Origin of the sequence: Parasynechococcus marenigrum WH 8102 (assembly GCF_000195975.1) — a bacterium.
GTDB classification, from domain to species: domain Bacteria; phylum Cyanobacteriota; class Cyanobacteriia; order PCC-6307; family Cyanobiaceae; genus Parasynechococcus; species Parasynechococcus marisnigri.
The window spans coordinates 838,713-865,227 of record NC_005070.1 but is presented as its reverse complement, the minus strand read 5'-3'; the positions used below and the strand labels follow the sequence as shown (position 1 = coordinate 865,227).

The following is a 26,515-nucleotide window of genomic DNA, read 5'->3' as shown; positions in this document are numbered from 1 at the left end:
CAACCTTAGAAACGGAATCAGGCCGGCAGTGCCCAGGGGTTGAGGCCCAAATCCGCACCCACCCGATGGGCACAGGCAAAGCCACTGAAGGCCACGGCATTGAGCCCCTGACCCGGGAAGCAGGAATCGCCGACGCAATAGAGGTTGGGTACACCGGTGCGGTTGAACGGCATCGGCAGGAGGCCGGGGAGTTGCATCGCCGGAATCGGGCCGTAGCTGCCCTGGAAGCGACCCAGGAACCGCCGGTGGCTGCGGGGGGTGCCGATCTCCTTGTGGGTGATGGCTTCACTGAGGCCAGGCAGGATCGCCTCAAGCCGCTGAATCAAGCGAGCCGCATCCGCCTCCTTCTTGGCCCGGTAATCAGTGGGGGAGAGCCCCTGCCATGCCTCCATCGACGACGGTGTGAAGGTGTGAACAATGTGATGCCCGGCCGGTGCCAGATCAGGATCCAGCAACGACGGCATCGACACAAAGATCACCCCCTGCTCGTCCTCCATCCGGTTCCAGTCTTCGAGCAGCAGGTGATGGCAGTGGGTACCGGCTGGAATCAGATCGGCACGAACCCCCAGATGCAGGGAGAGAAACGAGGGCGACGGCACATAGCGGCGACGCCAGAAGGCCTCCTTCTTCGGAGTGTTGGCTTCATCCACCAGCGCCTGCCCGGCCCGCGTGGAGCCATCGTCCTGCCCCGAAAAGGTGTCCCAGCGGGTGGCATTGGAGATCACCCGCTTGGCCCGGATGGTCTCGCCATCGGCCAGCTTCACACCAACCGCCTCACCGTTCTCGAGCAGCACCTTGGTGACCCGCGCTTTGTAGCGAATGGCGCCGCCATGGCGTTCAAGACCATGAACCAGCTTTTCAGCGATCACACCCACACCACCACGGGGGTAGTTGATGCCACCGGCATGGCGATCGGAAAACACCATGCCGGCATTGATCATCGGGGTGCGATCGGCTGGCATCACCGACCAGCAGAAGCATTCGATGTCGATGAACTTCAGCAGCTGCTCATCATTGATGTGCTGGCGGGCGACCGCACCCACATTGAAGGGCAGCCAGCGGGCCAACCCCAGACAGGCCAGTGGTGCCTTGAAGAACACCTTGGTGAGGTATGCCGGATCTTCCAGCGACAGCAACGGCATCGCATCCAGACAGTTGAACACCTGCCAACAGGTGTCGTAGAAGCGGCGGACGCCAGTGGCCTCGTGGGGGAAACGGGCGGACAGATCAGCGATGAACGTCTCATAATCGCGGTCAACGGCGATGTTGAGCCCCCCAGGCATGTGGTACTCGAGTTGGGCCTGATCCGGAATGGTCTCGCAGTGCTCGCCCACATCAGCGAGAGCCCTGGTGAGCAGGTTGGTGTAGCCCTTCTCACCGAAGCCGAAAATCATCGAGGCGCCCACATCAAAGGTATAGCCCTCGCGCTTGAAGGCACCGCCACTGCCGCCGGGGATCAGGTAGCGCTCCAGCACCAAGGTGCGAGCTCCCTTGGCCGCCAGCTGGCTGGCGGTGACCAACCCGCCGATGCCGGAGCCGATCACCACGGCATCCCAGTGCTGCTGATCGCTCATGGTGTCGGATCCATTGGCGGTGACGCTAAGGGGCCGCCTGCTGCTGCGGATCAACCTGATGAATCGGTGGTTTCGCGGTGAGAATCACCTCCGAGTGCACTGGTCGGCCCAGATCAGCGGAGCAGCGGGCATCGATGTGGTGGCGCAGGCCGTCAATCACCGCGCTGTCCTGGGCTTGCAAAGGATTGATGTAGACCACCACAAACGCGGTTCGTCCCAGCTGCTGCACCGTGAAATCCATCATCTGCAGCTGCAGGCCCACCAACTCCTGCATCAGAACCCGTCGGGTGCGCTGAAGAATCTCCGGGTCGGCTGCGCAGCCTGCCGCTTGAGCCATGGCGTTTCGCAACGCCATCAACGGTTCGCGCAACAGGGCAAGGCTGACCAGCAGCACCAACAGGGCATCGGTGATCGGCGCCAGCGCAGCGAACGATGTCAACAGCAGCCACGGCGAAGCCAGCAGGGCCAATCCGGTGGCCATCGTGATCAGGGCATCGATGCGGGCATTCCGGGCCTCCGTCAGCAGCAACAGCGAGATGCGCTGCGTGCGAATCCAGTCCCGGTGATGACGCCAGGCCAGCAGAGCGCAGAGCGCTGTGATGGTTGTGGTGTAAGACGCCACCGGCTCAAGATGCAGCGGAGGTGGCGGCGTCCCGTTCCACCAGCCGATCAGGGACGACGCCGCGCTGCCAATCCCAAAGCCGATCACCCCAAGCAGCACCAGAGATCGGAACAGCACATACAGAGCCTCCTGCCCTTCGTATCCATAGGGCCAGGCCCGGTCGGGAGGTCGAACCACATTGCGACTGATCCGACTGGCGATCAACGAGGAGCCAACCAGCACCGCTGAGTAGAGGCCATCCAACAGCAGAGCCGAGGAGCCGGTGGCCACGTGGGCGGCAAAACCCGCCAGAGTCATCACGGCATTGGCCCCGATACCGAAGCGCAACGAACGCTGTTCGATCCGGCGGAACGCTGCGGTGTCGGCAGTCATGCCACCAGGGCGTTCGGCGTCAGGGCCTTGATCCGTTCAAGATCCCGCAGGGCCCGATCGCGGTAGGCGCCGTAGCGGGCGCGCTTGTCGCGGATCCGCTCCGGCAGCTCCGGCAGCAGGCCGAAGTTGGGGGGCATCGGCTGGAATTTGGCTGTGGGAGCTTCACTGACGAAGTGAGTCAGGGCGCCGCTCATGCAGGTAGCAGGCAGATCAATCGGCGCCAATCCTCTGGCGAGGCGAGCGGCATTAGTGCCCGCAAGCCATCCACCGGCTACAGCGGCGGCATAGCCCTCAGTGCCGGTGATCTGGCCTGCTGCCAGCAGTGAGGAACGACTGCGGAATTGCAGGGTTGGCTCCAGCAATTGCGGAGACTCCAAAAAGGTGTTGCGGTGCATCACCCCAAAACGCACGAATTCGGCCTCTGCCAGACCTGGAATCATCTGCAGCACCCTTTTCTGCTCACCCCATTTCAAGTTGGTCTGAAAGCCAACGAGATTCCAGAGCCGACCGTCCTTGTCTTCCTGGCGCAGCTGCACCACGGCATAAGCCCGCTTGGCACGACGCACATCACGGTCGTTCACATCTCCCCAGCGGGGGTCCCACAGTCCGATGGGTTTGAGCGGGCCATAGCGCATGGTGTCCTCGCCACGACGGGCAAGCTCTTCGATCGGCAGACATCCCTCGAAGAAGGTGGCGTCGTTTTTGTCGAAATCCTTGAGCTCAGCCTGTTCAGCCGTCAGCAGGGCTTCACGGAAGGCGAGGTACTGCTCCTTGTCCATCGGGCAGTTGATGTAGTCCGCATCGCCTTTGTCGTAACGGCTGGCGCGGAAGGCAACGTTGAGATCAATGCTGTCGCCATGGACGATCGGACTGGCGGCATCAAAGAAATGACAATCCGACCGTCCGGTGAAGGCGCGGAGGTCTTCGGCCAGCGGTTCACTGGTCAGCGGCCCCGTGGCCAGCACGGTGATCTGATCGTCCCCTGGCAGAGCCTGCTGTTCACGCCGCTCGATGGTCACCAGAGGATGCTGATCCAGCGCTTCAGTGAGAGCGGCGCTGTAGCGGCCGCGGTCGACGGCCAGGGCTCCTCCTGCGGGCACGGCATGGGCGTCCGCTGTCTCAATCACCAGGGAGCCCAGGCGCCGCATTTCTTCTTGCAGCAGGCCTGCAGCCCGATCGCTGCTCAGGGCACCAAAACTGTTGCTGCAGACCAACTCAGCGAAATCACTGCTGTGATGGGCAGGGGAACGTCGCATCGGACGCATCTCAACGATGGTCACCGGAATGCCGGCTCGGGCCACCTGCCAGGCCGCCTCGGTACCGGCGAGGCCTGCCCCCAGCACTGTGACGGGTCGTTCAACAGACAACAGAAGCTGAAGCAAGCAGCGTTCAGCCTACGGATGCCTGCGTTGTTGGGAGTGCGTTGAAATCAGGCGCGGCTGCGCTTGATCAGCAGCTGCAGCTGACCGACGGCGGCACGGCCGATGTTGAAGGCGGCCCAGCTCACAGCGGCCAGGATTGGGGCCACGACGAGGAACAGGCGAGCATCAATACCCAGCACCTGACCCGTGGTGATCACGCTGTAAGCGGAGTAGGCGACGATCGCGAGGATGACGATGAGGCCGATGGCAACGCGGGCGACGCTCATGGGGGTAGGAAGACTTCCGGGCGATCTTACGGACTTCCGCGAGAAACCCACGACCAAGACGTCAAGCTGATCAAAAATGCAGCAATCAACCGCCTGCCTGGGCGTGCTGCCTGGCCAGTTCGGCGTAGCTGTGGGCATGGCTGCGTTGGTCCTCCACCGCTTCAGCACTGAGCTCCCGCTTCAGCTGCGCGGGTGCGCCCATCACCAAACTCCGGGCTGGAACGTCTTTGGTGACGACAGCACCGGCGGCCACCAAAGCCCCCTCGCCCACGGTGACGCCATTGAGAACGATGGCGCCGATTCCGACGAGGCAGCCGTCCGACAGGGTCGCACCGTGAATCACGGCTCGATGACCGACCGTGACATCAACCCCGATCAGCACCGGCTGACCGGGATCGCCATGGAGCACGGCACCATCCTGAACATTGCTGCGAGCTCCGATGCGGATCTCAGCGCAATCTCCCCGGGCCACGGCCGTCGGCCAGAGGCTGCTGCCCTCCTGCATGGTCACGTTTCCGATCACCACTGCCGAAGTAGACACCCAAGCCCCGGGGTGGATCTGAGCTGCCGGCCATGGCGCTGAGGCGGAGGTCAACGGAGCCATCACAGGTTCACAACGCCCGCTGATCCTCAGCCTGACCGAGTGATAATGTCCATTGGTGCCTGAAATGGCATGCCCAAGCGGGCGGGTCGCTAGCTCAGCGGTAGAGCATCCGGCTTTTAACCGGCTGGTCCTGAGTTCGAATCTCAGGCGACCCATTCCAATGCTTGACATCAATTGATGTCGTCCCGTGACTGGGGAGTCTGTTGCGATCCCTTGCTGTTAGAAACGGCGCAATCGATCGGACGACAGGCGACGGATGGCTTACTTCGTGTTCTTCGGCGTGACGTTGCTGCTGGCGCTGCTCGGTGGGCTGTTCTCCCGGGTTGCCGCCGAGAAATATTGGATGTAATCGCGGCTGATGCTTGATGCCGATCTGGCGGTCATCGGCGCTGGGCTGGCTGGATGCAGCCTGATTGCCAGGCTCCGACAGCTCAACTGGAGCGGGACGATCGCCCTTGTTGAAGCCGGCCGTGGGCCGGGCGGTCGGACGGCCACACGCCGGCGACGGGATCGTCCCCAATGGCGACTCGATCACGGAGCCCCAGGCTTTCATCTGGACGATCCCTTACCGGAAGGGCTCAAGGCCCTGCTTGCTCCGTTGCGTGAGAACGGCTGCCTGCGTCAAGCCGGAGGAACCGTCGTCACATTGGCGATGGATGGGTCGGCCAGCCGTGCTGAAGGAGCTGCTGATGTGGAGTGGCTGGAGGGTAAGCCGTTCATGGCCAGCATCTGTGAAGCCTTGCTGGCCATGGGTGAGGGGGCGACGACGCAACATTTCGGACGGCGGATCCGCACCTTGCAACGGGATGGCAACCACTGGTGCCTCTCTGAGGACGGCAGCGACTGGCAGCTGCGGGCGAGTCGCCTGGTGCTCAGCGGCAGCCTGCTGGCCCATCCCCGTTCTCTGGCCATGCTCGATTGGCGACAGGTGCCGTTGCGGGAGGCGGTTCCTGCGGGCCAGGACCCGGACCTGGACCATGCCCTGGACGCTCTGGCGCAGAGCCGCGCGGCCGTGCGCTGGAACCTGATGCTGGATCTGCCCCTGAACGGCGACCAACTGCCGCGTCAGATCTGGCTCACCCCCGAAGCCCAGGAGCATTGGCGGGTGGAGCGCCTTGTGCTGCACCCGCAAGCCGACAACCGCACCGGATTGGTGATGCACGGCCTGGATTCCGGCGAACCCATCACACCCCAAACGCAGCCGGTGCTGCTGAAACAGGAGGAGGCGCGGCTGCGAGAGCTACTGCCACAGCTGCTGCAGCCATGGCCGGACCTGCAAGGCGCTTGCAAGGCCGCCGAATCTCTGGGGGTCATGCGCTGGGGAGCCTCCAGACCCCTCGATCACCCCTTGCCGCAATCGATGCAGTGGTGTGATGCCAGTGCGCTGGGCTTCTGCGGAGATTATGTGGAGGGTCCTGGGTTCGGGCGTGCTGAGGGTGCGCTCCGCAGCGCAGTGAACCTGGCCCAGATTCTCGTTACCCAGGCCGCATGACCCTCATCGGAATCACCGTTCGCAGCTGGCTCTATGCGGGCAGTTGTGCCCTCGAGAACATGGTTCTGGGAATGGAGGAGCGGGCCGTGCGGGACGGCGGCAACCATCTCTCCACCGATGAGTTCGATGCCTGTCTGGCCATCGTGGTCTGCCGGATCGGATCCAACACATTTGCTCACCTTGGACAGATCGTTGGCCTCTACCGCGGCGACGCACGACAGATCTGGGACCGCAGCAAGGATTGCGGACCGTCTGAGGGTGAGACCTATGAAATGAAGCCGCTCTCCCGCATCCACCGCGTGCCTGATGAGGTGTGCGGACCGATCGAAGACGATGGAGTGCATGCGGACCACCGGGCTGCCGTGGTCCACTACCTGCTGGATATGGGCTAAACGCTAGTCTTGAGCGTCCGGGGAGTGGCGCAGTTTGGTAGCGCGCTTGCTTTGGGAGCAAGATGCCGCAGGTTCGAATCCTGTCTCCCCGACTGACATCTCAGCGATTCCCCAAACCGCTTGCGCGAACCCGGTGCGAAAGCATCGGGTTTTTTATTGGCCTTTCGCACGACTTTCCCCGACACCTGCTCACACCTGTTGACGCGATTACGCCTGCGTATCAGCATGGATTCACCGAGAGATGAGCGCACAGGGTTCTGCCTTGCCGTTCTCCTGCCAGGGTTTCCCTGGTCCCTACCTGACATCACCCCATGTGGCGTCGGCGCGTTGGAGGTGACGCGGACGCCGTTTTAGGCGTTGCCCGACAGGCGGTTCTGTTCCCCCCTTCACTGGAAGCTCAGAACTTGCCTCGCCCTGCTCGCCATCACCAGGTATCCAGAACAACCATTCGGTGGAACGGAGTAACTATCCGTATTCCGCAGAATCTTCAGGATCAAGCGTTGGAGGAAGACTGCACCCCATTGGGTGTGCTGCTCTATTCAAAGGAAGCAGTTGCGTTGCTCGACGAAGTAGCAGCCAAGGCGAAGGGATCTAACTGACCCCTATCGATGGATTCCACCCCGCAGTGGGTGCATGAGCCAGAGGCTGCAAAGCTCCTGGCGATCAAGCACAACACCCTCAGATCAATGCGTCGTGACGGCAGGCTGACGCCTGGCGATCATTACATCTTTGTCACTGGCACCCCTGGTGGCCCTGTGGTCTATGACATCGACGCCATCAGAAAAACACTTGCCGAGCGAACCATCGCTGCAGTGCAAGAAAAGGGCTCTCGCCGGAAAGCTGATCTGGAGAAACGCCTAGGACTGATCGAAACCTATGGCGACGAAGACCACCTTAAAAAAGAGGGGGAATGAGTCATGCGTTCCTCGGGAAGAAACAATCCCTGCCCCGTTTGTGGCAGGACGAAGGATACCGACTGTCGATGGAATGACGACACGATCCTTTGCCATACAGGCACCGATCTACGACCAGGCAACACCCTCACCATCGCCGGTCAGAAATGGGCATTCATCCATCACAAAGGTGGGTTCAGCGGCATGGCAGCCGTCTTCAAGCCGCACAGTGATCGCAACCGGGAGGAATGGAAATGGGACCTTCGACGGCCCACACCAAACAGCCCCGAGCAACTGCTGGCAATTCAACAAAAGCGCAGGCAGTGGTCAGACGTTCTTGACCAATTTTTCGCCGCGTTTGACGCCGCATGGAACGTCCCTGACTTCTATTCGGCCACCCCAGACCAACTCAAATACTCATTTGCCGCCATTGATGATGCGCAAGCCAAAGCAGCAGCCCTGGCAACGCACCTACCAGCCATTTGGCATGAACACCCAGACCTAAAGCAACTCCACCGCCTGCGCGTTGAAAACAACCTCAAGGCCGTTGCACACATGGCAGAAGACGCCCGCCAGTTCAAACAAAACGAACTTGGTAACCCTTGCTCCGTGGCAGCTCGTGCAATGGCGGAGGGGCTCTAAATGACTTTCGTCTCTGACCCACCACAACTTGCAGACGTGTTTGAACTGCCCAGCAAAAACGGGCACGCCAATCGTGAACAGCAGAAGGCTGCACTGCTGGAAGTCATCACAGGTGCTGTTGCCCTCGACACCCTGAAGCTCGGCCTGGAGGTGCTCGAAGACATCGAATCCCCCACTGAGCGGTTCATTGCCCTCCAGAACCTCAGAGAGCAAACAGGGCTCACCAACGGCAAGGCCTTCGATCAAGCCGTTGCAACGCTCATCGATGAGCAACGCAACGACCAAGATTGCACGCTTGCTGAACTCATGGAGCGTCAACACGACGCCACATGGGGCATTGATCAATTCGGTGCCAAAGGTGCCCTGGTCTGCATTGATGGAGATAAGGGCGAGGGAAAGACAACCCTCATGTATCAAGCCGCTATCGCAGTTGCATCTGGTGCCCCGCTCTTCAATGAACTCACCGTTCAACGTGGTCCCGCAATCATCGTGCAATGCGATGAATCAGACCTCAACGCCAAAAAGAAATTCCTGGCAATGGGCGCTGACGCTGATCTGCCCATTCATTGGATGTGGGGCTTTAACCCCGCCATGGTTCCTGAACTGAAGCGCAAGATCCAGAAGACCGGAGCCAAGCTCATCGGCATTGACTCGATCACCACCGTTGCTGGTGGTCGCGGCATTAAATCAACCGATCCGGAATACGCCCTGTTCCTTTATCAGCTGAACCACCTGGCCGCTGAACTTGGGGTTGTCATCTTTCTGCTGATTCACCTCCGCAAAGCCGACACCGCCAAAGGACGCACAGCGGTAGGGCTAGACGATTTTCTTGGCACCGGGATGCTCACCGCTGCCTGCTCTGACGTCTTTGGCTACTGGGCCAACAAAGCAGAAGATGCCTTCCCCTATCAGTTCATGCTGCGCTGCCTCGGCAAGCGGAATTGCGAGGCGGGAACCACTTGGGACCTCCAGGGATCCACAGATGATTTCTCCCTCACCTTTGTTGGTGTTCAAGGCGGTGGAGAGACCCCATCAGAACGGTGCTCAGTCATCGCCAAGACGCTCGAATACCTACGACAGCGGAAAGGGCAGCCGCAGGCCGTAGAGACGATTGCAGCGGGCATTGGTGCTCACGAGAAGACCGTCGCCAAGGAGCTTCGTGATTACTACTCAAGCGGCAACGCACTGCAGATCCAACGCGTGAAGGGGCAATCAACAGCGGGAGGTGGTCGCCCGCCATGGCTCTGGATGTTCTGACCCGTTTTGCAATTCTTAGCGTGGGGGGATCCAAAATCCAAAACATTCGCTAAATCGGCAAAAACCTCAGTCCTGCACTGGATTCAGTATCGGAGCCTTTGTCCCACTCACCGAGTTCCCAAACCAGTTTCGGAATGTCTAATGCAGTTTCGACATGTCAAAACAGGCTGAATGTTCCAAAACCTCCATTCTCCCTAATCCTTCTCTCTAACAACTCTCTCTCCACGTCTCTCTCTGAAACACTACTGAGTTTTGGAGCTTTATGAAATACGCGCGAGCGACAGAAAAACCCATCCAATTGAGGTAAATCGTGCCGTTTAGTGACTTCATGGCAGAATGAGTCAATGGCGAAGAAGTCAGACAAAGCAGAAATTGATCGGCGGATTCATACCGTCGTCAAACTTCTGTCGTCGGCAAAGACAACTAGCTACGTCTGTCAATACGCATCGGACGAATGGGGGGTTGATCGCAGAACCGCTGAGCGCTATCTCGCCAAAGCAAGAGAGATCATCCGGGCTGACTACAGCGTTGAACGCTCTGACTTCCTCAGAACGCGTCTTGCCCTGCTAGACGAAATTATCGAAGCCAGTATCCGCTGCAAGCAACACAGCAACGCCGTTGGTGCCCTCAAGCTCCAGGCACAGCCAACCAGATTGCTGGAGGGCAGCTAGGTACCCATCAAAAACCCCGCCATTGCTAACGGGGCTATGGGTTTGCAGTTGAAGCTTTATCAAGCAAGCAGTGTGATGTCTTCAACAGTTAGCTCAGGCTTTCCTTTCAGGATTGCCACAAGACCTCCTTCATCACTGTTTCCCCAGTTCTTCTCTGCGCCATTTCCATCGAAGTAGAGCCGACCTTTTTTCTCAAAATAGACAAAATCGTAATCCTCCTTGGATAATTGCTTTAATTCATTTTTGCTCTTGGTCGATGCAAACCTGATAGCGGAGACACCTTCCAATGCAGGAAACGCATCGGGACTTACGGCAATTGTGTCTTGCGATGCTTTAAATCCAATGATCTTGTCAGCAGACTTTTTAGTAAATGCCTCAAAGGAATTAAAATAGAAGGCATCTGCACCTTTCTTACCCTTTAATTTACCCTTACCACGAACTGATTGAATGATGACGTCGTGAGTTTGCGACAGCCATAAGTCGGGTGGTAGAGATGAGAAGTCACCATCAATTGGTGGTGATAATGGCGATGGTGGTAGTTCTAGAGATGGCGTTGGCGGTGGTTCTGGCGTGGGTGTAAGAACAGTTGCAGGCGTTGGTTCTGGAGTAGGGGTTGGAACCGGTTCAGGAGTTGGTTCGGGATTAGCTGTTGATGCACCCCATATTTGTTTCAAAGCGCGCTGATCTACATCCTGGAACCAGTCCATTACTTTGCCGCTGGCATCCCTACTTTCATATCCCATGATCGTTTTCTCTGTTTCTACGTCTGGACCATCAACTGCCCAGTCTCCATCATCTTTGTCCCAAGGATGTTCGAGGCCAAGCAAATGGCCAAGTTCATGAATAAAAATCTTTTTCCACTCGGATTTTTCCCATTCGTCATGAGTATATTTGTCAGGATTTTCATGGGCATCTGGATATTTACTACCCTCCAGGCCACTCTGATATGTCATCGATAGATAAATATCCGCAACCCCGCTGTTATCCCAACTTCTTATCCATTCACCATTCACGGCATCCGAATTAGGAACGGTCGTTAGCTTTATTTGTGTGTCTGAAAGCTGTTCATATTCAACCTCGTCAATGGTAATATCAAATTCCCTGTTGACTCTCTCCATGGCTTCACGCATTACTTTATATTGCCATTCGGCCGGCTTTTTAGTTATAGTTTCCACGTCCTCTTGCGCTCTATCATCCCACGCTATGTGAGGTTCTCCTCCTGGTGATATGTATATGTCTAAGATTAAGTCGCTGCCGACAATAGTCTTCATGTCGTCAATATGGGCTTGAGACATAATTAGCTCAATTGCCTCAATCGGTTTCATTGATAATTTGCGATATATACAATATTAGAATTGACTTGCGCTGAGTCAATTAATGTCACTATTTCTTGATATTACCCCTCCTAAAGGAACATTACAATGCGGTATTTTGAGGCATTGGTCAGACGTGACTGCCAGAAGTGTTCCCCGCTGCAGACCTAACGACTAACCCACCACCAAAGCCTCCCCAGCACACCGTCAGGGCAGTCACACACCACCCATCGCTGATGCATCTCCTCGCAGTGCTGCCGGGCAATCTCATCGGGTTGATGGCCCCATTTAGGCCAAACTTATCGGGCACTAAATGATGAAGGAGGTCCGAATTGACCTACGCTGTACTACACAGGAAGGACCCGTATTCATATTAATTACGTGATCTAACCGTGCTGCTGTCGATATAAATTCCATGCATCTTCTGGTCCATGCAGTCATAGAACTTTTGAGAGAACTCAAGGTCAACGCTCGCGCAAAAGGCATGTGCCCTGTCAGCCAACTGCTCAAACTTCTTCATTGACAGGAAGACTTGCTTGTCGCTGGAAGAGTGCGCAGGTGCTGCTGATATCAAAAGGACCGAGACGGAATATGCAAACAATTTCATGGGGCATTCCTCCCTTTTCTGGTAGCTTGCGCAAAAAAGCGTCATTCAATAGATATCTTCACAGAACTTCTTGAGTAGAATATGAACAGAAAATAAATACTTATTTGCGAAATAATAATCTTTAGCGAGTCTCTGGTTCCCTGCGGCTTATGTTCTTCGTCCGATCAGGAGAGAAGAATGAATGCTTCAAAGAAAACTCCGGCCTGCGTTTTGCGCTGGAGCGTCCAAAAGGTGAATCAGAATCTATACGCCGTTTCTGCCACGATTGATGGGCGTGAATATGACTTTGTAGGAAACTTTAAGTCAATCACCGATGCGAACAAAGCTGGACGCAGGTACGCATCCGACCTTTTGCACAATTCAATTTCTGGAGGACGTCTATCGCTCCGATCCTGATCGTCGGCGACGTGGGCGATTGCTGGGAGGCATACGTTGCCGGTGGGCTGAGGCGCATCCCGAAGATGCTGGCATTCCCTATGACGCCAGGATCATCTCACTGGTGGTGAACATCGCCGCCATCCGGTACTAACCATTGTCTCCCAAGCCTCAATGGCCTTGTGTCTAGCCATCCGTCGACGCGTCTCAGGAATCGGGCAATCAGGCGGGCGCCAGTGAAAGGTGCGCAGTGTCACCCACTGACCATCTGCTGTTGGCTCTTCGGGCTGGAACTCAACAACCTTGTGCTGGTCAACATTCACCAGCCATCTGTGGCCACGTGGTCTGTAGGTCTGGCGAATCTTTCTTTCCATACCACAAATCCTGACTGCCGAGAGATAGAAGCCATGGCTTCAAGCACTGCGGATAGCCACACCTAGAGAAGGGAGTTCCAAGAAGTCATCACATCAGCAGACCACCAAGAGCGCTTGAAATGCCGTAGATAGAGCTTTTTAGTCGTCAGCCTCTGGTGAACCGGTGCTTGCTGCTGATCAGATGACAGCAGAAGTGGAATAACACTCTCTCCTCCCAACACACACACCACTACACACAGCCCATATCAAGGGAAACACCAGTCACTGACTGCAATTATGCGCGGCACATATCTCATGACCCGAATGGCCCACATCCAAAATTTATGGGCCATTTTTTATGGGCCATGGCCTTTTTCAAAGGGAGTGGGTGTCTAAAAGAAACTTTGGCACCACTTCCATCAGGCACGATCTCAGGTCCTTTGGATCTGCCCTCTCCCAGCAGCCACTCCTTGCCTCTCAGCCGCTTGATGCTGGACCTGATCGCTTCAGCAGAGTGCTGAGGCAGCCCTTCTGCCACTGTCCTGATGCTGGGCTTGATGCCGTTCTGGTTAGAGGCTCACTCCCAGGTGCCACGTCACAATCCTGTCCCTCTCGACTCGGGTGATGAACGGGTCAATCCAATCCAGCAGTAGCTCCGTCACGGCAGCTTCACCTAGGTCTTGGATACCCCCATACAGCCACCGCTTGAACAGGTCAGAGGCATTGGCTTGCAGTGCTGCAAACAGTTCAGCCAGTAGGAACAGGGAGATGCAGGTGTCTTGAGGCATTGGTCAGACGTGACTGCCTGAGATATTCCCCGCTGTTACGCCTCAGCCGACCTAACGGTCAACCCACCGTCAGGGAGACCCGCAAACCCACTGATACTGCACTCCTCGCAGTGCTGTAGGTCGATCTCATCGGGCAGTGGCGCAACAACGGATTACACCAGGTAATCAATCGCAAGCATTTCAGTCTCCGATTAAAAAGCTGTTGCTTTCTTGCTATTGGCTTTGACGTGGTCTGCTTCGTCTCTAACGATCGCTTCCACTACGTCACGCATAGAGCCAGGCATATGGTCACCTCTTACTCGCCACATGCTGTTGGGCTTCTCCCAGTAGTGAGTTGCGGTTGGTGCTGCTGGCTGGTCTAGCCACTCCTCTGGTTGCTCCTTCAGCATCCGCCTGTACGTCTTGACTGCCTCGACCTCAACGGCCTCACCCAGCAAGGCAGCCATCTCATGGTCAATAAGGGTTGTGATGGCGAACACCCAATAGATGACCACGGCGATGTGTCTGGCTAAGAAGCGGTCACCCCAGTTCTTCAATCCATCTAGATCCCTGGCGAAAATGTCCTCGTGGGTCTGCTCATTGGTGTCCTGGTAACGAGCCAGTTCCAATGTGTCCCTGATCGTGCCTTCTTTATCGAGACCAATGGTCTCTAGGTAGTGGCAGGCACTCTCCTCTGCTGTGTAAGCAGTGCGAGCAATGATCTCAAGCGAAGCTGCTCTCCTTTCATCGGCTTTGCCCCAGACCAGATTCAGAACACCTTCTCCTGCCTCGATGATCTTGTGAGCTGTGGCTGCTTTTCGTGTCTTGGTTTCCATGGTTGTTGATCCTCAGTTGTGGTTTGCAGAACCCGTTCTTTTCAGGCTTGCGCTGATGGCTGCCTCGACGCTTCTTCTCTTTGGCTGGTGGCAGTGGATCGGTGACCTAGATCGGCTGCCTTGAACTTGCATGTACTCATAGCTTCGTCGCTTCTGCGTAGTTGTCCACTACTCAACGGCCAACTGTTGGAATATCCAGTTGGTAAAGGCGTCTTTCGTAAGGAGTGGAGCTGGTACCGGTGAATCAGGTGCTCTGTTGATGTGGTGTTTATCCGCCCTCAATGGTGAGTGATAGTTCTGTTTTGCTGGATTTGACCCCGTTCACGTGGACAAGAGTCAGGCTCACGCCTAAAACCTGTCTGGTAACAATCCACACCGAATGAATCCCAACGTTGAGAAGGGTCTGGTCGGAGCTGCTGTTCTTGCTGGGCTGGTCCTCCTACTCCCGGTGGCTAAGCAATCAAAGGAGTTTGTGAACTGCGTCAAGAACGCTGAGACGGGGATCATCAACCTGGCTGGCGTCGAGTTCACCGATGTAGAGGGCAAGGGTGGATTCATTGAGCGCCCAGTCGCTGTCCACTACTGCAACGGTGGTGACGTGGCGAAATACCTGCAACTGGTTGGGCAGTGATGGACTGGATTGTTCGCCCTATCCGAGCTGTTCTCTTCGCTGATGAGCAGGCCTTCCTTTGGATCAGGAAGAAGCTCGGTCTGACTGAATATGGGATGGCTGCCCTCGTCTGGGTCAAAGGCCTGATCATTGGCTTCCTTCTGGCTTACTTCCTTTTCTGATGCTCAAAGCTCTGCTCACAGCCTCCCTGGTATTGGCTTCTGCTACGCCTGCTCTAGCCCAGAAGGAAATCCCCAAGGCTGAAGGTCATGACGAGTGCCCACTGGGATACGTCAACACCTTTGGCACTACTTGCGTTTCCCCCATTTACTACGAGGTGGCTCCTACCAACGGTGAGGCCTGTCAATCGGGGTGGATGAACATCGGCATGGGCTATTGCAAGAAGAAGAAAGGTCCTCTCGGTATCCTCTGATCAACGACTTTGTTTGGATTGAAAGCACTATTCACTGCTCTGGCGCTTGTTTCATTTGCTGCGCCAGGCCTTGCTCGTGATGGTGAGGTGTTCTTCCGGAAGAAGGGACGAGTGGAAGTTGGACCTGGAACCCGCTTAGAGCTTGTCGACTGTGATGGCAGCCACGACAGTCAAGGAAATTCCGATGGTGGTGTGACCTGCTCCATCAAGGTCATCAACGATCAAGAGAGCCCATACCGAACAGAGCAGCAGTGACCTCATCACCGACAAAACATCCTTTGATCAGATTCACCCTTCATCTGCTGAGTGGTTTCGCTCTTCTGCTGAGCAGCGACCTAGCTTCTGGACAAACCGTTTTCACGAAAGCACCGACGGAAGTCAGCATTCACAATCCTGAGAAAACCGAAGGACTCCGCAACCGAACCACCATCAGTATTCGTGTCCCAGAGGATGCTGGGGCGGAACTGGAATTCTTGATTCTTTCACAGCTCACCAATAACCATCACTGGGATTGGGGTCGAAGCGAACCCGAGATGTATTTCGGTCAATATGGCCTACGACGTCGCGGCGAGCCTGGGCTCGTACAGACTATTTTGTCGGAAAGCGGCGACAAGCTAAGTATTCGCTTCAATCCAGCGATTGAACCAGGGAAGCAAGCCAATGTCGTCTTCCACAGTTTCAACCCTGATGAAGACATCTACGACTGGTCCACAAGTTTGATTCCAGCTGGTGATGATCCAATAACCAGTGATGGGCCGATGTTGAGAATTTCAATTTGGCCCAAAGGACATTTTAGATAGTGTGAAGCCCCTGTATTTACAGAGGCATTGCTTGCCAGATATTTGTAAATTATAGAAACTAACTACAATCACTAGCCTTTGCTTTGCCGTGACGTCACCGTGGGTTTACATTGGGAATTAATGATTGTCTTCCTAGAGCTGCCCAATAAAACCAGGTATCAGAATTGCATTGACGAGATCGAGGAAAAAAGCGGACACCAAGGGAACAATTAGAAACGCTCGCGTCGAGGCTCCATACTGCTGCGTAACGGCGGTCATGTTTGCCATGGCCGTTGGTGTGGAACCCAGAGCGATCCCACCAAAGCCTGCGCAGATGACAGCTGCGTCATACGACCTTCCCATCAGTCGGAATACGAGCAGCAGATTGATGGCCAGAGCAATGATGAACTGGGTCAGGAGGATGGCCAGCAAAGGCAAGGCAAGGCCGACCAAGGTCCAAAGTTGCAAGCTCATTAGGGACATGGCTAAGAAGATTCCCAATGAAAGTTCGCTGATTAAATCCAGCGAAGTGGACTGTTTTGGCCAATGGAAGACGGCCCGCTCAGAACGTCTCTCTGGGAGCAGATTCGAATAGAGAATGCCGACCAGCAGACAGGGCACAAACAAAGGCAGCTTCAGGCCGATAGCCGCGATGCCACCGTTCAGCACCATGCCGGAGATGATGCAGATATTGATGGCCAAGAGCGCTGCCAGGAAGGAGGTCATGTCGATATTCCTTTTTCCAGATACATGATCTTGCACGTCATTGACTGGGTGCTTCAGGGTTTGATCTTCTGGCGTTGTACTTGGGCAGGGAATCTTAAAACGACGTAATAGGAACTGGGCAATTGGGCCGCCGCTGGCACTGGCAAGAACAAGTCCAAAGGTGGCAGCAGTAATACCGATTTCAAGGGCGCTGTCAATCTGGAAGTTCTCTGTAAATGTGGGAGCCCAGGCAATCGTTGTGCCGTGTCCACCAATCAGTGACACCGTGCCAACGAGCAATCCCGTGGCGGGATGAAGCCCCAGCAAACCCGCCATCGTGACGCCAATGATGTTCTGCAACGTCATGTAGCCGATGGTCAGGCCCAGAAGAATGAACAGTGCCGGGCCGCCGCGCCTTAAATCACTGAAACGGGCATTCATCCCCACCGTGGTGAAGAAATAAACCAGAAGGAAGTCCCGAGAATCCAGGTTAAAATTGAGTTCGGGCCCACCCAATACGTGTATCAGTGTCAAAAGGACGGCTACGAGAAGTCCTCGCGATACAGGTTCTGGAATCGAAAAGTTTCGCAATGCCTTAAGTTCGCGGTTCAAGCGTTTGCCCACGAACAACACCAGAAAGCCCGTGGTGGTTGAGACCAGGGGCGAGAGTTCAGTCATAGCAAAGGAATTTGCGTTCGACGTTGAAGGTACGGAGGATTTACAGGCCTGTCCATTTTGATTGCAACGCCAAGTATGATTATGACCTTGACAGGAACTCAATATGTCTGTTTCAGGATTTCGAGATCCTAGCCATCAAAGTACCGTAAGTATTGAGGCTCACTATTGAATTGAAGACAGAATGTAATTCTTAGATTCTTACAGGATGCAATTCTGAAGATCTCCACACAAGCATTCCCTTCAGATAGTGCCGCTCAGGCATCGACGATGGTCAGCCGCAGTGCCGAATCAGGAACTGCTTTGTAGAGATCCGGGTATTCCGGACGCACAGTCACATCCACCCATTCATCGCTCTCTGCATGACTTCCAGCAACAATGGGAAGATCAAACAAAGCTGTGGCCTCGCCGGGTTCAAACGTGACAGAATTGCCAAGGATTAGTACATCGTGAAATCCTTCGGAATAACCATTAAGGGAATTCCAGTTTTTCAGGCCGTCTCCCAAATCAAAATCCAGCCAAATTTTGGATTCGTTTTCTAGATAACCTTCCGAACGTGTTAATTGTAGGACTTTGGTTGACAGTCCCGAACTGGGCTCCTGGATTGTGTAACCGCCAATCCATTCTGCTGACAATATTGGCGACTTCCATCGCTTTGAAAGATCAAATGTGCGACTCTCAATTAAGAGCGGAATCCCTTCTAAAGGCGAAGGTGTTAGTACACCGGTCTCTGTGCCATATACAAACTGAAGCGCATTTACATCCAGATCAGTGAAGCCAGGATCACCATCCGAATCCTGTGTTTTCTCATAGGACATTACTGTTCCATTTGTATCGATAATTCGATCAACATCGCCATCAGAGCTGTCGTGAGGATGCTCTAGGCCTAGGGCATGCCCTAATTCATGAAACGCAACGCTTTTCCAACCAGCTTCTCGGGATCCACCAAAACGCGTCGAATGAGAAAAAGCCGCTTCGGCGAGAAGAATTTCACCTTGATTATTCTTTCTCTGAAAATTGTAAGCGCTTTCATCGCTTAGCTCTGAATAGGTATAACTAGGAGACTGATAAATCCCAGCATGATCACCACTAACATAGTATGATGACGTCTGATTGACTACTAACTGTGATTTGGGGTGACTTTGTGGAACTACCACGAATTCCGGCTCAATCACAGCATCCGTCGCAGCAAATACGTCTTCCCACCAACTTTTAAGTTCGTCCGACAGGCTCGAGTCAAATGAGATGTAAATCAATCCCGAATCAGAGTATAGATAACGTGATGAGTATTGATCTGCGCTGTTCGTTGCGTCCTGTTCTACCAATATTAATAGTTCATTCGGTATCGGTCGAAGTGGGGATTCATTAATAAAACGCTCTACATACAGTTTGTAGGAGCCAGTGAATGAGTTTTGGGCATAAACCTCGGCGAACAACATTGCATCCACATCAACGCGATAACCAGATGTGGAGGCGGAATTGTTGTTGTATGCGCTAACTGGATCCAAAATGCGTCCTTCTGCATCCACCAGACGCAGCAACGGCCAGGTATTGTCAGCGGCTTCTACCGACAAGCTCACCACATCTCCAGCCAAAAATGAAATCTCAAAGCGATCTACTTCCCCACCTACACCAACAGTGCCTGAGAATGTCTTAATAGCAGATTGCATCGGACGTGGTCCATACAAAAAGACGCCATCGGTTGTATTTGTTGGATTACCAGTTGGTGTAGGTGATGAATCCTGCTCAGGTGTGGGGACTGGTATTGGTTCCGGTGTTGGAGTTGTAGCAGGTGCTGGAGTTGGTTCTGGTGTTGGAGTTGCGGAAGGTGCTGGAGTTGGTTCCGGTGTTGGAGTTGCGGAAGGTGCTGGAGTTGGTTCCGGTGTTGGAGTTGTAGCAGGTGCTGGAGTTGGTTCTGGTGTTGGAGTTGTAGAAGGTTCTGGAGTTGGTTCTGGTGTTGGAGTTGTAGAAGGTGCTGGAGTTGGTTCCGGTGTTGGAGTGATATCTATTGCCTTCAAAGTATAAGTACCAGTTTCCCACCAACTCTTTGCACTAATAAAGTAGTTGTCACTCGACGTTGCTATAAATTCAATTTTAGAATTATATCCAGATCCTCCATCGTCATCATAAATTAATTCCTCTGAACTAGGCCCATGCAGACTCATTTGAGGGTCAGTCAACTGTATCCCCTCAAGATCAAATTGATAAACTCTTCCTTCCTTCAAAGAAACTTGGAACCAATCTTCATCGTCTGTTGTTTCCAAGTCACCACTCACAATAACCCCGACAGAAATAACACCGCTGGTAGATAAATTATTCGCGAAATCATCTAAAAGTCCCTGGCCTGTAGAGGGTTCAGGAGTTGGTTCCGGTGTTGGAGTGATATCTATTGCCTTCAAAGTATAAGTACCAGTTTCCCCCCAACTTTTTGCACTAATAAAATAGTTGTCACTCGACGTTGCTATAAATTCAATTTTAGAATTATATCCAGATCCTCCATCGTCATCATAAATTAATTCCTCTAAACTAGGCCCATGCAGACTCATTCGAGGGTCAGTCAACTGTATCCCCTCAAGATCAAATTGATAAACTCTTTCTTCCGTCAAAGAAATTTGGAACCAATCTTCATCGTCTGTTGTTTCCAAGTCACTACTCACAATATCCCCGACAGAAATAACACCGCTGGTAGATGAATTATTCGCGAAATCATCTAGAAATCCCTGGTCTGTAGAGGGTTCAGGAGTTGGTTCCGGTGTTGGAGTTGTAGAAGGTTCTGGAGTTGGTTCTGGTGTTGGAGTTGCAGAAGGTGCCGGAGTTGGTTCCGGTGTTGGAGTTGCAGAAGGTGCTTGTGATGTATCGATAATTTCAACCGTCTTAGATGTCGCGAGTAATTCTGTAAAATCAGGATCTTCGTAAAACTGATAATAATAAGAATCATCTCCCTCGGTGATACCATCCTCATTCCATTCATCCCAGAATTTAACTTTACCCTTTGAATTCACCTTGAAATAGTAACTTTCCCATCCATCCGAACCGAGAGCATACCCATCCATATCACTGTAATTATCATAAATATTATTCGATCTTTCAAAAACATCAGACACAAATATCCTGGTTCCTTTTCGTACATTTTTAGTAGTGATAGTCCAATTAACACGATCTCCCTCATCGACTGAAATCTTGTCGGCTGTTATTGAATAACTTGGTGTTGGTGTTGGATCAGGCGTTGAAGTTGAATGAATGCCAAAATTGAAAATAATATTTTCTTCATTTAAACGTGTCTTCTTTGCAAAACGTGCAATAAGTCCACCATCACCGTATTTTTTTGCACTGCCATTTTCGTTAAAAAATAATCTCCCATTTTTCCAATTATAGATAAAAGCACTGTCGGATTTCTGTGCCTTTTTGAATTCTTTCTTTGACCTGGCAATATAAATCCCCGTCAATGTCGTATTAAAATCGCTAAGATCAATTGATATTACGTCCGATTTTGCATTGAAATTCTTGAACTTGGTCGCAAATCTTTTGCTATACGAAGACGGAGGCGATAATATATAATCACTTCCGGAAGGTTTGAAACTTTTTCTATCTAATTTTCCCACACTAGAATATGATTGAGACATCTTGCTTGAATCAACTAAATCATTATCCTTTGTTTTTTCCGAAGTAAATTGGAGTGATTGTAATGGTAGCAAATTGAAATAAATTTTAAACTTGAGGTAACCCTGTCTGAACAAACGCTTACCCCCCGCACCGAAGGGGTGATGAAGGACGTTCTAAAGCGCTTAGACGCCTTGGAAAGCAAGGTGTACGAGCAGAAGTGATCAGACGTTGACTGCGGCGAAATTGGCAGCCGTCGCATCGGGCTTGAACCGCGCGTAGCTCTTCAGATGCACCTCGATGGTGTGGCCCATGGCCTCGCTGATCTCTGCAACGGCAAGCCGTGCCGCGTGAGCCTGTTTTGCGTAGCGGTGCCTAAATGAATAGGGCGTGAGCTGTTCACTCTGGTGCTCGGCTTCACCCCGCAGCGCCATCCAGACCTTGCGTCTGCGTAGGTACTGATTCAAAGCCTGGCCACCATCACCGTCACGGTTCAACGGCGGCAGCTGTTCACCAACCTGCAACCGTGCCTGCAGTTTCCAATCGATGGCGGAACCATCGGCATCACGCAGCAGCAGCGGGTGCAACCGCCGCGGTTCTGTCTTGGCTCCCTTGGTGCCACCCATGGATTTCTGATAAATCGTCCACAGTTCTTCCCCGCTTGCCCCGTCCTTGATGCGGAGATGGCGCAATTCCTCAGGTCTCAATCCGTAAACGGCACAGAGCTGGATGGCGAATCGCCAACGGTCATGGGCCTCGCCCTCGGGGAGGTTGTCCAGCAGCTGCAGGATCTGCGCATCGCTGAGGGGATAGCCAATGCGCTTGGGCTTGAGCACTTCAGGAAGCGCCGCAGGGGGGCTGTAGATGGGCTTGAGGTGTCCACGTTGCACCGCCCAGTTCAAGAAGCCGTAGAGCTTCTGACGGGAGGTCTGACGCATCCGTGAGCCCTGTTCCCACTGGGAGAGGCAAGCCATTGCCAGCGCTTCACCGTCCACTGGTGGTCGGCCGTCGAATGCCTTGGCGCAGTTGCGCAGGACTGGCAGATAGAAGGTCTGCCAGGTGGTGTCGCCAGCGTTAGGAACGAAGGCCCGATATTTCTCGATCAACTGGCTGAAATCCAGCTTCTGATGGGCGCTGCTGGTGTCAGCGTTTTGTGCTGCAGCGGCAAGGGTGATCTGTCCACCGTTCCAACGCTTGAAGATCTGTTGAATGCGGGGCAAGGCAAGCGCTGATCCACGCGCAGTCCACTCGAACGGAAGTGAAACGGTCCCAGCATCACGGACCTCCAAACGGATTCGACCGCGATTGTTGCGGACGTACCAACTCTCACCGCAGGTCTCTGCGATCTGACGCCTAAAGGGCTTGATCCAGGCTTCTGTCTCGGAAACTCGTGGCAATTCAGCAGAGGCATGTTGCTATGCCAATTGTGCGAAAGGCGTGCGAAAACTGTCAAGCTTCTGCTGATACTTGCTGATACCTGATGACGCAGAAAGGCTGGCAAAGCTGAGTCACCGACTGGATAAGCCCAGTGCACCACGAAAGAGCCAGGCTGCTTTGGGAGCAAGATGCCGCAGGTTCGAATCCTGTCTCCCCGACTGCCAAGAGACGCCAGATCCCAACTGGCAGTGCAGCCGCCCGAAACGGGCGGCTTTTTTGTGTGTACTGGTTCTTGGGCACCCGTTCAGAGCCAGCATGGTGTCCGCAGCGTGACAACCACCAGATCTGGTGTTGACGAGAGCATGCAAAATGGAATTGTCCCCATCACCCGGCCCCGTGCTTCGCATGGGGCTTTTTTGTGCCCCAGATCTGGGGTGGACGCCTGGGTGATCGCACCGGGAATCGGCCCAGTCACACCGAGACACATCTGCTCGCAGCCTTGGTCACCCATTGACTGGCCAAGAGCGGGAAGCTGCTGGTGGGGCTTGAGACACCCCTCACACACGGAGGCCTGGCCCGACAACACGTCGGGCCGTTCCCTCAGGCGCACGACACCTGAGTCCCGCGAGACGCAGCATGCAAGAGTTAAAAGATCCTTAAGAGAATGCGATGCGTCGGTTCGTCACTGAGCTCAGCCAGCAGCAGATCAAGCAGGGATATTCGTTGCTGAAACTGATGGACCATCTCGACCATGAGCTGGACCTGCTTCAACAGCAGCGCCTGGCCGCCGGCCTGTCCAGCCAGGAGGGACAACGGCTGACGCGTGTCCGCCAGAGCCATCTGCGCAAACAACAGGACTGCATCGCAGAAATGGAACGCAGTGGCTTCAATTCCTGGCTCATGGAACGCCAGCTGGCCTGACCTTTGAATAGGGCCATTCAGCCAGGCCCGTGCGTTCCCTCGTCATCTTTACGTTGGCGCTGATCACAGCGTCCCCGCTTCAGGCTCAATCCCTGAACCTGGATTCCGAATGGTTTTTTGACGGACTCGGATCCAGAGGAGGAGCCGTGATCTGTCGCTTGCTGCGCGATGGAGGCATCGCCCAATGGCTCAGCGCACCAAACACGAAGACTGCAGCCTGCCAACTGCGGCTGGACCCTTGACACTGCACGCGGTCTATCACGAGCTGTACTCCGCTCCATTGCCCTCGACGCACCGCTTCCCGATGGCCAAATTCAGGCTGCTGCGTCGTTTGCTGCTTGACGAACAGGTGTTGCAGGCCAACCAGATCCGCCGCCCCCTCAGTATCCCCCGACGGGATCTGGAGCGCATCCACCGGCGCAGCTACCACCAGGCCTTCAGCCGTGATCAACTCAGCCGCTCGGAACAGCGCCGCATCGGGCTTCCTGCCACCCGGCCCCTGGTGCAGCGCACCTGGCTATCCGTCGGGGGAACCTTGCTGACGGCTCGCCTGGCGCTTCAGCATGGAATCGCCTGTCACCTGGCAGGGGGAACCCATCACGCCCATCCCGGCTTTGGTAGCGGGTTCTGCATCTTCAATGACGTGGCCACAACAGCGCGCGTGCTGCTGGACAACGGCGAGGTGCAACGGTTGCTGGTGGTGGACCTGGATGTGCATCAAGGCGATGGCACTGCGGCCTGCTTTGCCGATGAGCCGCGCATCACCACCTTGTCCGTCCATGCCGCCAGCAATTTTCCGCTGCGCAAGGTGGCCAGCGACATCGACATTCCTCTTGAAGACGCAACTGGAGATGACGACTACCTGGCCGCCATCGGGGACCGACTCCCGCAGGTGCTGGATGACCAACAACCGGATCTGGTGTTGTTCAACGCCGGTGTGGACCCCCATCGGGATGACCGGCTTGGACGACTGGAGCTGAGCGACGAGGGTCTGTTACGACGCGATCGACTCGTCCTGGATGCGGCCCTGCGCCGCAGCATCCCCATCGCCACGGTGATCGGAGGGGGTTACGACGAACTGATGCCCCTGGTGAGGCGGCACGCCATCGTGATCCGAGCCGCTGTAGAGCAGGCCAGGCTGTTTGGACTGTCCTGACCTCAGACCTGGCAGGACAGGTTCAAACAAGCCGTGAGCTGCTGGTTACGGTGCTCCATCAGCGTCGTCAACCAATTGGCGGCTTCCACCGGGGCCACACTGCGATCCCGAAGGGCATCGCAGATCACTTGGTGCAAGGGGGCGTCGCGACAATCAATGGCCAATTGCTCATCCAAGGCCACCAAATCGTCCGAGCTTCGGCAAGCGCGCAGGGCACTGAGCACACGCTCTTTCAAGTCACTCGCCACGGTGATGATCAACTCTTTGATCAACCCTGCCAGCCCATGTTTTCTGTTCTGAGGAGCTATTTCAGACCATGACAGCAGCGACGGATGGAGCCCTGCCCCCCTGGCGGCAACGACTTCGCGGTGCCCTCAAGCGCGAAGGCCGCCAGGTGAGTGCCCGCTGGCTGCAACTCGCCACCGTGGCCTCTGATGGCACCCCCAGGGTGAGAACGCTGGTGTTCCGCGGCTGGAACGGAGCGGATCAATTGGAGCTGTATACGGATGGCCGCAGCAGCAAAATCGCAGAGTTCAATCATCAACCTCAGGTGGAACTCTGCTGGCTGCTGACGAAAGCCAAGCAGCAATACCGGCTTCGGGGAACAGCTGCACAGGTGGCGGTCTCTCCAGACCAGGCCCAGTGGCGATCCCTGTCTCCCAGTGGACGAGCCCTGTGGGGATGGCCGCATCCAGGACAACCCTTTGAACCCGCAGCGCCCTTCCCCCAGGAACTGCCAGAAGATGCTCCCGTCCCAGACCACTTCGTGATGGTGCCGATCAGCCTCCAGCAGGTGGAACTGCTCGACCTGAGCCACCACCCTCACCAGCGTCTGCTCTGGCGCCGGGAGAATGGCTGGCTGGAACAGCGACTCAACCCCTGATCACCACCACCGGGTCACCCGACCAACGGAGGCTTCACCTGGCCTCGAGGGGACAGTCACCACCGACAGCGTCTGGCCATCACGGCGGTAATCGAAGCAACAGAACCCCTCCCCCGTGCCGGAACAGGAGGACAAGCTGTCCAGCGTCACTGCGGACCAGTGGCGTTCATCGGGGGATGGCTGCTGATCCGGCGCTGGATGCCATCCAGCCGCCAGCAATGAGCGGTGCGCTTCAACGATCGATTGCTGCAGACTCAGGGGTAGTTGCGGTGCTGCTGCGGCCGTCATGGGGATCAACAGAAGCAGCAGCCAGGTCATCGATGCTCCAGGGTCCCACCTTCCCATCCAATAGCCAGAACCCGGGCCAGTGACCACGGCCCCTCAGCCGACCTGTCGGTCTTGCTCCTGCGAATGCAGCAGATCTTCCGCGTAGCGGATGGTCAACCCCATCTGACCATCCCATGCCACGGCGTAGGTCCAGTGGCCGTGGCGCTGTTCGCCGTTGGGCAGCAGCACCGGCTCGGCCCACAGACAGGGCTCCTCAGCGATGACCCCATGGCGTCGGCCGCTGTTGTTGCTGATGAGATCTCCGGCTTGGAACAACGGCATCGGCCGCTCAGCAGCAGACGTGATGGATGGATCGGCTTCAGGCGTGGTTTCTGCCGGCGTTCCGGTGCAAGCTTCTGTGCCGTCCGATGGTTCCTCGAGAAATACCGGTCGCTGCGGAAGCCAGCTTGGATCAGGGAGGGCCCCCTGCAGCAGATGGCCGATGGCACGTCCGCGTCCAACGCCATAAAACAAGCAATAGGAATCCAGCCGCTCGAGCACATCAGGCTTCAGCCACACCTGAACAGGGCGTGCCTTGGCATCTCCGCTGGACTGAAAACGGCCGCTGGCATCGCGGCGCTGGGATCGTGGACTGGTCAGGGTTCAAGCAAAGGATTCACGCCATTGGGCC

Annotated in this window: 31 protein-coding genes and 2 tRNA genes; 18 read left to right on the top strand and 15 right to left on the bottom strand. The window is 55.2% G+C overall.

Annotation, left to right across the window (positions count from 1 at the left end):
* Positions 1-17: 17 nt before the first annotated feature.
* The 5 genes from crtH to TX72_RS04450 form a co-directional block, all read right to left on the bottom strand.
* Positions 18-1,574 (bottom strand): carotenoid isomerase, encoded by a 1,557-nt coding sequence (gene crtH / locus TX72_RS04470; protein ID WP_011127766.1) that lies wholly within the window; start codon positions 1,572-1,574, stop codon positions 18-20.
* Positions 1,575-1,599: 25 nt separating this feature from the next.
* Positions 1,600-2,568, bottom strand: coding sequence for a cation transporter (locus tag TX72_RS04465; RefSeq protein ID WP_011127765.1), 969 nt, complete (start codon positions 2,566-2,568; stop codon positions 1,600-1,602).
* Positions 2,565-3,950 (bottom strand): FADH(2)-oxidizing methylenetetrahydrofolate--tRNA-(uracil(54)-C(5))-methyltransferase TrmFO, encoded by a 1,386-nt coding sequence (gene trmFO, locus TX72_RS04460; RefSeq protein WP_011127764.1) that lies wholly within the window; start codon positions 3,948-3,950, stop codon positions 2,565-2,567. The genes TX72_RS04465 and trmFO overlap by 4 nt, the downstream gene beginning before the upstream one ends.
* Positions 3,951-3,997: 47 nt before the next feature.
* Positions 3,998-4,120 (bottom strand): photosystem II protein Y, encoded by a 123-nt coding sequence (locus TX72_RS04455; protein ID WP_042504240.1) that lies wholly within the window; start codon positions 4,118-4,120, stop codon positions 3,998-4,000.
* Positions 4,121-4,301: 181 nt separating this feature from the next.
* Positions 4,302-4,820 carry a gamma carbonic anhydrase family protein gene (locus TX72_RS04450; RefSeq protein ID WP_011127762.1) on the bottom strand — a complete coding sequence of 173 codons (519 nt, stop codon included), beginning with the start codon at positions 4,818-4,820 and terminating at the stop codon, positions 4,302-4,304.
* Positions 4,821-4,903: 83 nt separating this feature from the next.
* Here TX72_RS04450 and TX72_RS04445 point away from each other — a divergent pair.
* The 8 genes from TX72_RS04445 to TX72_RS04410 all read left to right on the top strand — a co-directional run bounded on the left by TX72_RS04445 (position 4,904) and on the right by TX72_RS04410 (position 10,167).
* Positions 4,904-4,975: transfer RNA gene (locus TX72_RS04445), tRNA-Lys, on the top strand.
* 203 nt (positions 4,976-5,178) lie between these two features.
* Positions 5,179-6,312, top strand: a complete 1,134-nt coding sequence (locus tag TX72_RS04440) for an NAD(P)-binding protein (protein ID WP_011127761.1) — start codon at positions 5,179-5,181, stop codon at positions 6,310-6,312.
* Positions 6,309-6,704 carry a hypothetical protein gene (locus TX72_RS04435; RefSeq protein WP_011127760.1) on the top strand — a complete coding sequence of 132 codons (396 nt, stop codon included), beginning with the start codon at positions 6,309-6,311 and terminating at the stop codon, positions 6,702-6,704. The genes TX72_RS04440 and TX72_RS04435 overlap by 4 nt, the downstream gene beginning before the upstream one ends.
* Positions 6,705-6,722: 18 nt before the next feature.
* Positions 6,723-6,796 (top strand) — tRNA-Pro (locus TX72_RS04430).
* 516 nt (positions 6,797-7,312) lie between these two features.
* A complete protein-coding gene (locus TX72_RS04425) occupies positions 7,313-7,618 on the top strand; it encodes a hypothetical protein (protein WP_011127758.1) in 306 nt (101 codons plus the stop codon).
* A 3-nt stretch (positions 7,619-7,621) separates the two neighbouring features.
* Positions 7,622-8,239 (top strand): hypothetical protein, encoded by a 618-nt coding sequence (locus tag TX72_RS04420; RefSeq protein ID WP_011127757.1) that lies wholly within the window; start codon positions 7,622-7,624, stop codon positions 8,237-8,239.
* Positions 8,240-9,496, top strand: coding sequence for an AAA family ATPase (locus tag TX72_RS04415; protein ID WP_011127756.1), 1,257 nt, complete (start codon positions 8,240-8,242; stop codon positions 9,494-9,496).
* Between the two features lie 344 nt (positions 9,497-9,840).
* The gene (locus TX72_RS04410) at positions 9,841-10,167 is read left to right on the top strand and encodes a hypothetical protein (protein ID WP_011127755.1); all 327 of its coding nucleotides are present in this window, start codon (positions 9,841-9,843) and stop codon (positions 10,165-10,167) included.
* Between the two features lie 59 nt (positions 10,168-10,226).
* Here the strand turns inward: TX72_RS04410 and TX72_RS13800 are convergent, their stop codons facing one another.
* The gene (locus TX72_RS13800) at positions 10,227-11,462 is read right to left on the bottom strand and encodes a reprolysin-like metallopeptidase (protein ID WP_011127754.1); all 1,236 of its coding nucleotides are present in this window, start codon (positions 11,460-11,462) and stop codon (positions 10,227-10,229) included.
* Between the two features lie 938 nt (positions 11,463-12,400).
* Here TX72_RS13800 and TX72_RS14305 point away from each other — a divergent pair.
* Positions 12,401-12,616, top strand: a complete 216-nt coding sequence (locus TX72_RS14305; protein ID WP_042503238.1) for a hypothetical protein — start codon at positions 12,401-12,403, stop codon at positions 12,614-12,616.
* On the opposite strand, the gene TX72_RS13125 is transcribed toward TX72_RS14305, so the two are convergent.
* From TX72_RS13125 to TX72_RS04385, 3 genes are all read right to left on the bottom strand, one after another.
* Complete coding sequence (locus TX72_RS13125; protein ID WP_011127753.1) at positions 12,576-12,836, bottom strand: DUF1651 domain-containing protein; 261 nt, start codon at positions 12,834-12,836, stop codon at positions 12,576-12,578. The two genes, TX72_RS14305 and TX72_RS13125, sit on opposite strands and share 41 nt — an antisense overlap.
* A gap of 548 nt (positions 12,837-13,384) precedes the next feature.
* A complete protein-coding gene (locus TX72_RS04390) occupies positions 13,385-13,603 on the bottom strand; it encodes a hypothetical protein (protein WP_042503235.1) in 219 nt (72 codons plus the stop codon).
* A 191-nt stretch (positions 13,604-13,794) separates the two neighbouring features.
* The gene (locus TX72_RS04385) at positions 13,795-14,418 is read right to left on the bottom strand and encodes an alternative oxidase (RefSeq protein WP_011127752.1); all 624 of its coding nucleotides are present in this window, start codon (positions 14,416-14,418) and stop codon (positions 13,795-13,797) included.
* Positions 14,419-14,797: 379 nt separating this feature from the next.
* On the opposite strand from TX72_RS04385, the gene TX72_RS04380 reads away from it, so the two are divergent.
* From TX72_RS04380 to TX72_RS04365, 5 genes are read left to right on the top strand one after another with little or no spacing between them, the layout of a single operon-like run.
* Complete coding sequence (locus TX72_RS04380; RefSeq protein WP_011127751.1) at positions 14,798-15,049, top strand: hypothetical protein; 252 nt, start codon at positions 14,798-14,800, stop codon at positions 15,047-15,049.
* Positions 15,049-15,210, top strand: coding sequence for a hypothetical protein (locus TX72_RS14370; protein WP_173358486.1), 162 nt, complete (start codon positions 15,049-15,051; stop codon positions 15,208-15,210). The genes TX72_RS04380 and TX72_RS14370 overlap by 1 nt, the downstream gene beginning before the upstream one ends.
* Positions 15,210-15,461 carry a hypothetical protein gene (locus TX72_RS04375; RefSeq protein ID WP_011127750.1) on the top strand — a complete coding sequence of 84 codons (252 nt, stop codon included), beginning with the start codon at positions 15,210-15,212 and terminating at the stop codon, positions 15,459-15,461. The genes TX72_RS14370 and TX72_RS04375 overlap by 1 nt, the downstream gene beginning before the upstream one ends.
* Before the next feature lie 9 nt (positions 15,462-15,470).
* Positions 15,471-15,716, top strand: coding sequence for a hypothetical protein (locus tag TX72_RS04370; protein WP_011127749.1), 246 nt, complete (start codon positions 15,471-15,473; stop codon positions 15,714-15,716).
* Positions 15,713-16,261, top strand: a complete 549-nt coding sequence (locus TX72_RS04365) for a DUF2808 domain-containing protein (RefSeq protein WP_011127748.1) — start codon at positions 15,713-15,715, stop codon at positions 16,259-16,261. The genes TX72_RS04370 and TX72_RS04365 overlap by 4 nt, the downstream gene beginning before the upstream one ends.
* 132 nt (positions 16,262-16,393) lie before the next feature.
* Here TX72_RS04365 and gltS read toward each other — a convergent pair whose 3' ends face one another.
* The 3 genes from gltS to TX72_RS04345 form a co-directional block, all read right to left on the bottom strand.
* Positions 16,394-17,623, bottom strand: a complete 1,230-nt coding sequence (gene gltS, locus TX72_RS04360; protein WP_011127747.1) for a sodium/glutamate symporter — start codon at positions 17,621-17,623, stop codon at positions 16,394-16,396.
* A 254-nt stretch (positions 17,624-17,877) separates the two neighbouring features.
* Positions 17,878-21,243, bottom strand: a complete 3,366-nt coding sequence (locus tag TX72_RS14570) for a zinc metalloprotease (protein ID WP_197525354.1) — start codon at positions 21,241-21,243, stop codon at positions 17,878-17,880.
* A 201-nt stretch (positions 21,244-21,444) separates the two neighbouring features.
* Positions 21,445-22,440 carry a site-specific integrase gene (locus TX72_RS04345; protein WP_225867740.1) on the bottom strand — a complete coding sequence of 332 codons (996 nt, stop codon included), beginning with the start codon at positions 22,438-22,440 and terminating at the stop codon, positions 21,445-21,447.
* A gap of 826 nt (positions 22,441-23,266) precedes the next feature.
* On the opposite strand from TX72_RS04345, the gene TX72_RS04340 reads away from it, so the two are divergent.
* The 3 genes from TX72_RS04340 to TX72_RS04330 are packed head-to-tail and all read left to right on the top strand — an operon-like array spanning position 23,267 to position 24,674.
* The gene (locus tag TX72_RS04340) at positions 23,267-23,518 is read left to right on the top strand and encodes a hypothetical protein (RefSeq protein WP_011127743.1); all 252 of its coding nucleotides are present in this window, start codon (positions 23,267-23,269) and stop codon (positions 23,516-23,518) included.
* A gap of 29 nt (positions 23,519-23,547) precedes the next feature.
* Positions 23,548-23,760 carry a hypothetical protein gene (locus TX72_RS04335; RefSeq protein ID WP_148228767.1) on the top strand — a complete coding sequence of 71 codons (213 nt, stop codon included), beginning with the start codon at positions 23,548-23,550 and terminating at the stop codon, positions 23,758-23,760.
* Positions 23,757-24,674 (top strand): histone deacetylase family protein, encoded by a 918-nt coding sequence (locus TX72_RS04330; protein WP_042503223.1) that lies wholly within the window; start codon positions 23,757-23,759, stop codon positions 24,672-24,674. The genes TX72_RS04335 and TX72_RS04330 overlap by 4 nt, the downstream gene beginning before the upstream one ends.
* Before the next feature lie 2 nt (positions 24,675-24,676).
* On the opposite strand, the gene TX72_RS04325 is transcribed toward TX72_RS04330, so the two are convergent.
* Complete coding sequence (locus TX72_RS04325) at positions 24,677-24,922, bottom strand: hypothetical protein (RefSeq protein ID WP_011127741.1); 246 nt, start codon at positions 24,920-24,922, stop codon at positions 24,677-24,679.
* A gap of 68 nt (positions 24,923-24,990) precedes the next feature.
* On the opposite strand from TX72_RS04325, the gene TX72_RS04320 reads away from it, so the two are divergent.
* Positions 24,991-25,557, top strand: coding sequence for a pyridoxamine 5'-phosphate oxidase family protein (locus TX72_RS04320; protein ID WP_011127740.1), 567 nt, complete (start codon positions 24,991-24,993; stop codon positions 25,555-25,557).
* On the opposite strand, the gene TX72_RS04315 is transcribed toward TX72_RS04320, so the two are convergent.
* The gene (locus TX72_RS04315; RefSeq protein WP_052298019.1) at positions 25,558-25,875 is read right to left on the bottom strand and encodes a hypothetical protein; all 318 of its coding nucleotides are present in this window, start codon (positions 25,873-25,875) and stop codon (positions 25,558-25,560) included.
* Between the two features lie 63 nt (positions 25,876-25,938).
* Entirely contained in the window at positions 25,939-26,403 is a 465-nt protein-coding gene (locus tag TX72_RS04310; protein ID WP_011127738.1) for a hypothetical protein, read from the bottom strand.
* Positions 26,404-26,515: the final 112 nt, after the last annotated feature.

What these genes read in the sequence shown, in the direction of transcription:
- TX72_RS14370 (WP_173358486.1), top strand. Translation starts at nt 15,049, where the DNA reads ATGGACTGGATTGTTCGCCCTATCCGAGCTGTTCTCTTCGCTGATGAG.
- TX72_RS04420 (WP_011127757.1), top strand. Translation starts at nt 7,622, where the DNA reads ATGCGTTCCTCGGGAAGAAACAATCCCTGCCCCGTTTGTGGCAGGACG.
- TX72_RS04315 (WP_052298019.1), bottom strand. Translation starts at nt 25,875, where the DNA reads ATGACCTGGCTGCTGCTTCTGTTGATCCCCATGACGGCCGCAGCAGCA.
- TX72_RS04380 (WP_011127751.1), top strand. Translation starts at nt 14,798, where the DNA reads ATGAATCCCAACGTTGAGAAGGGTCTGGTCGGAGCTGCTGTTCTTGCT.
- TX72_RS04425 (WP_011127758.1), top strand. Translation starts at nt 7,313, where the DNA reads ATGGATTCCACCCCGCAGTGGGTGCATGAGCCAGAGGCTGCAAAGCTC.
- crtH (WP_011127766.1), bottom strand. Translation starts at nt 1,574, where the DNA reads ATGAGCGATCAGCAGCACTGGGATGCCGTGGTGATCGGCTCCGGCATC.
- TX72_RS04440 (WP_011127761.1), top strand. Translation starts at nt 5,179, where the DNA reads ATGCTTGATGCCGATCTGGCGGTCATCGGCGCTGGGCTGGCTGGATGC.
- TX72_RS04375 (WP_011127750.1), top strand. Translation starts at nt 15,210, where the DNA reads ATGCTCAAAGCTCTGCTCACAGCCTCCCTGGTATTGGCTTCTGCTACG.
- TX72_RS04320 (WP_011127740.1), top strand. Translation starts at nt 24,991, where the DNA reads ATGACAGCAGCGACGGATGGAGCCCTGCCCCCCTGGCGGCAACGACTT.
- TX72_RS14305 (WP_042503238.1), top strand. Translation starts at nt 12,401, where the DNA reads ATGCGAACAAAGCTGGACGCAGGTACGCATCCGACCTTTTGCACAATT.
- TX72_RS13125 (WP_011127753.1), bottom strand. Translation starts at nt 12,836, where the DNA reads ATGGAAAGAAAGATTCGCCAGACCTACAGACCACGTGGCCACAGATGG.
- TX72_RS14570 (WP_197525354.1), bottom strand. Translation starts at nt 21,243, where the DNA reads ATGTCTCAATCATATTCTAGTGTGGGAAAATTAGATAGAAAAAGTTTC.
- TX72_RS13800 (WP_011127754.1), bottom strand. Translation starts at nt 11,462, where the DNA reads ATGTCTCAAGCCCATATTGACGACATGAAGACTATTGTCGGCAGCGAC.
- TX72_RS04390 (WP_042503235.1), bottom strand. Translation starts at nt 13,603, where the DNA reads ATGCCTCAAGACACCTGCATCTCCCTGTTCCTACTGGCTGAACTGTTT.
- gltS (WP_011127747.1), bottom strand. Translation starts at nt 17,623, where the DNA reads ATGACTGAACTCTCGCCCCTGGTCTCAACCACCACGGGCTTTCTGGTG.
- TX72_RS04385 (WP_011127752.1), bottom strand. Translation starts at nt 14,418, where the DNA reads ATGGAAACCAAGACACGAAAAGCAGCCACAGCTCACAAGATCATCGAG.
- TX72_RS04340 (WP_011127743.1), top strand. Translation starts at nt 23,267, where the DNA reads ATGCGTCGGTTCGTCACTGAGCTCAGCCAGCAGCAGATCAAGCAGGGA.
- TX72_RS04410 (WP_011127755.1), top strand. Translation starts at nt 9,841, where the DNA reads ATGGCGAAGAAGTCAGACAAAGCAGAAATTGATCGGCGGATTCATACC.
- TX72_RS04465 (WP_011127765.1), bottom strand. Translation starts at nt 2,568, where the DNA reads ATGACTGCCGACACCGCAGCGTTCCGCCGGATCGAACAGCGTTCGTTG.
- TX72_RS04415 (WP_011127756.1), top strand. Translation starts at nt 8,240, where the DNA reads ATGACTTTCGTCTCTGACCCACCACAACTTGCAGACGTGTTTGAACTG.
- TX72_RS04450 (WP_011127762.1), bottom strand. Translation starts at nt 4,820, where the DNA reads ATGGCTCCGTTGACCTCCGCCTCAGCGCCATGGCCGGCAGCTCAGATC.
- TX72_RS04435 (WP_011127760.1), top strand. Translation starts at nt 6,309, where the DNA reads ATGACCCTCATCGGAATCACCGTTCGCAGCTGGCTCTATGCGGGCAGT.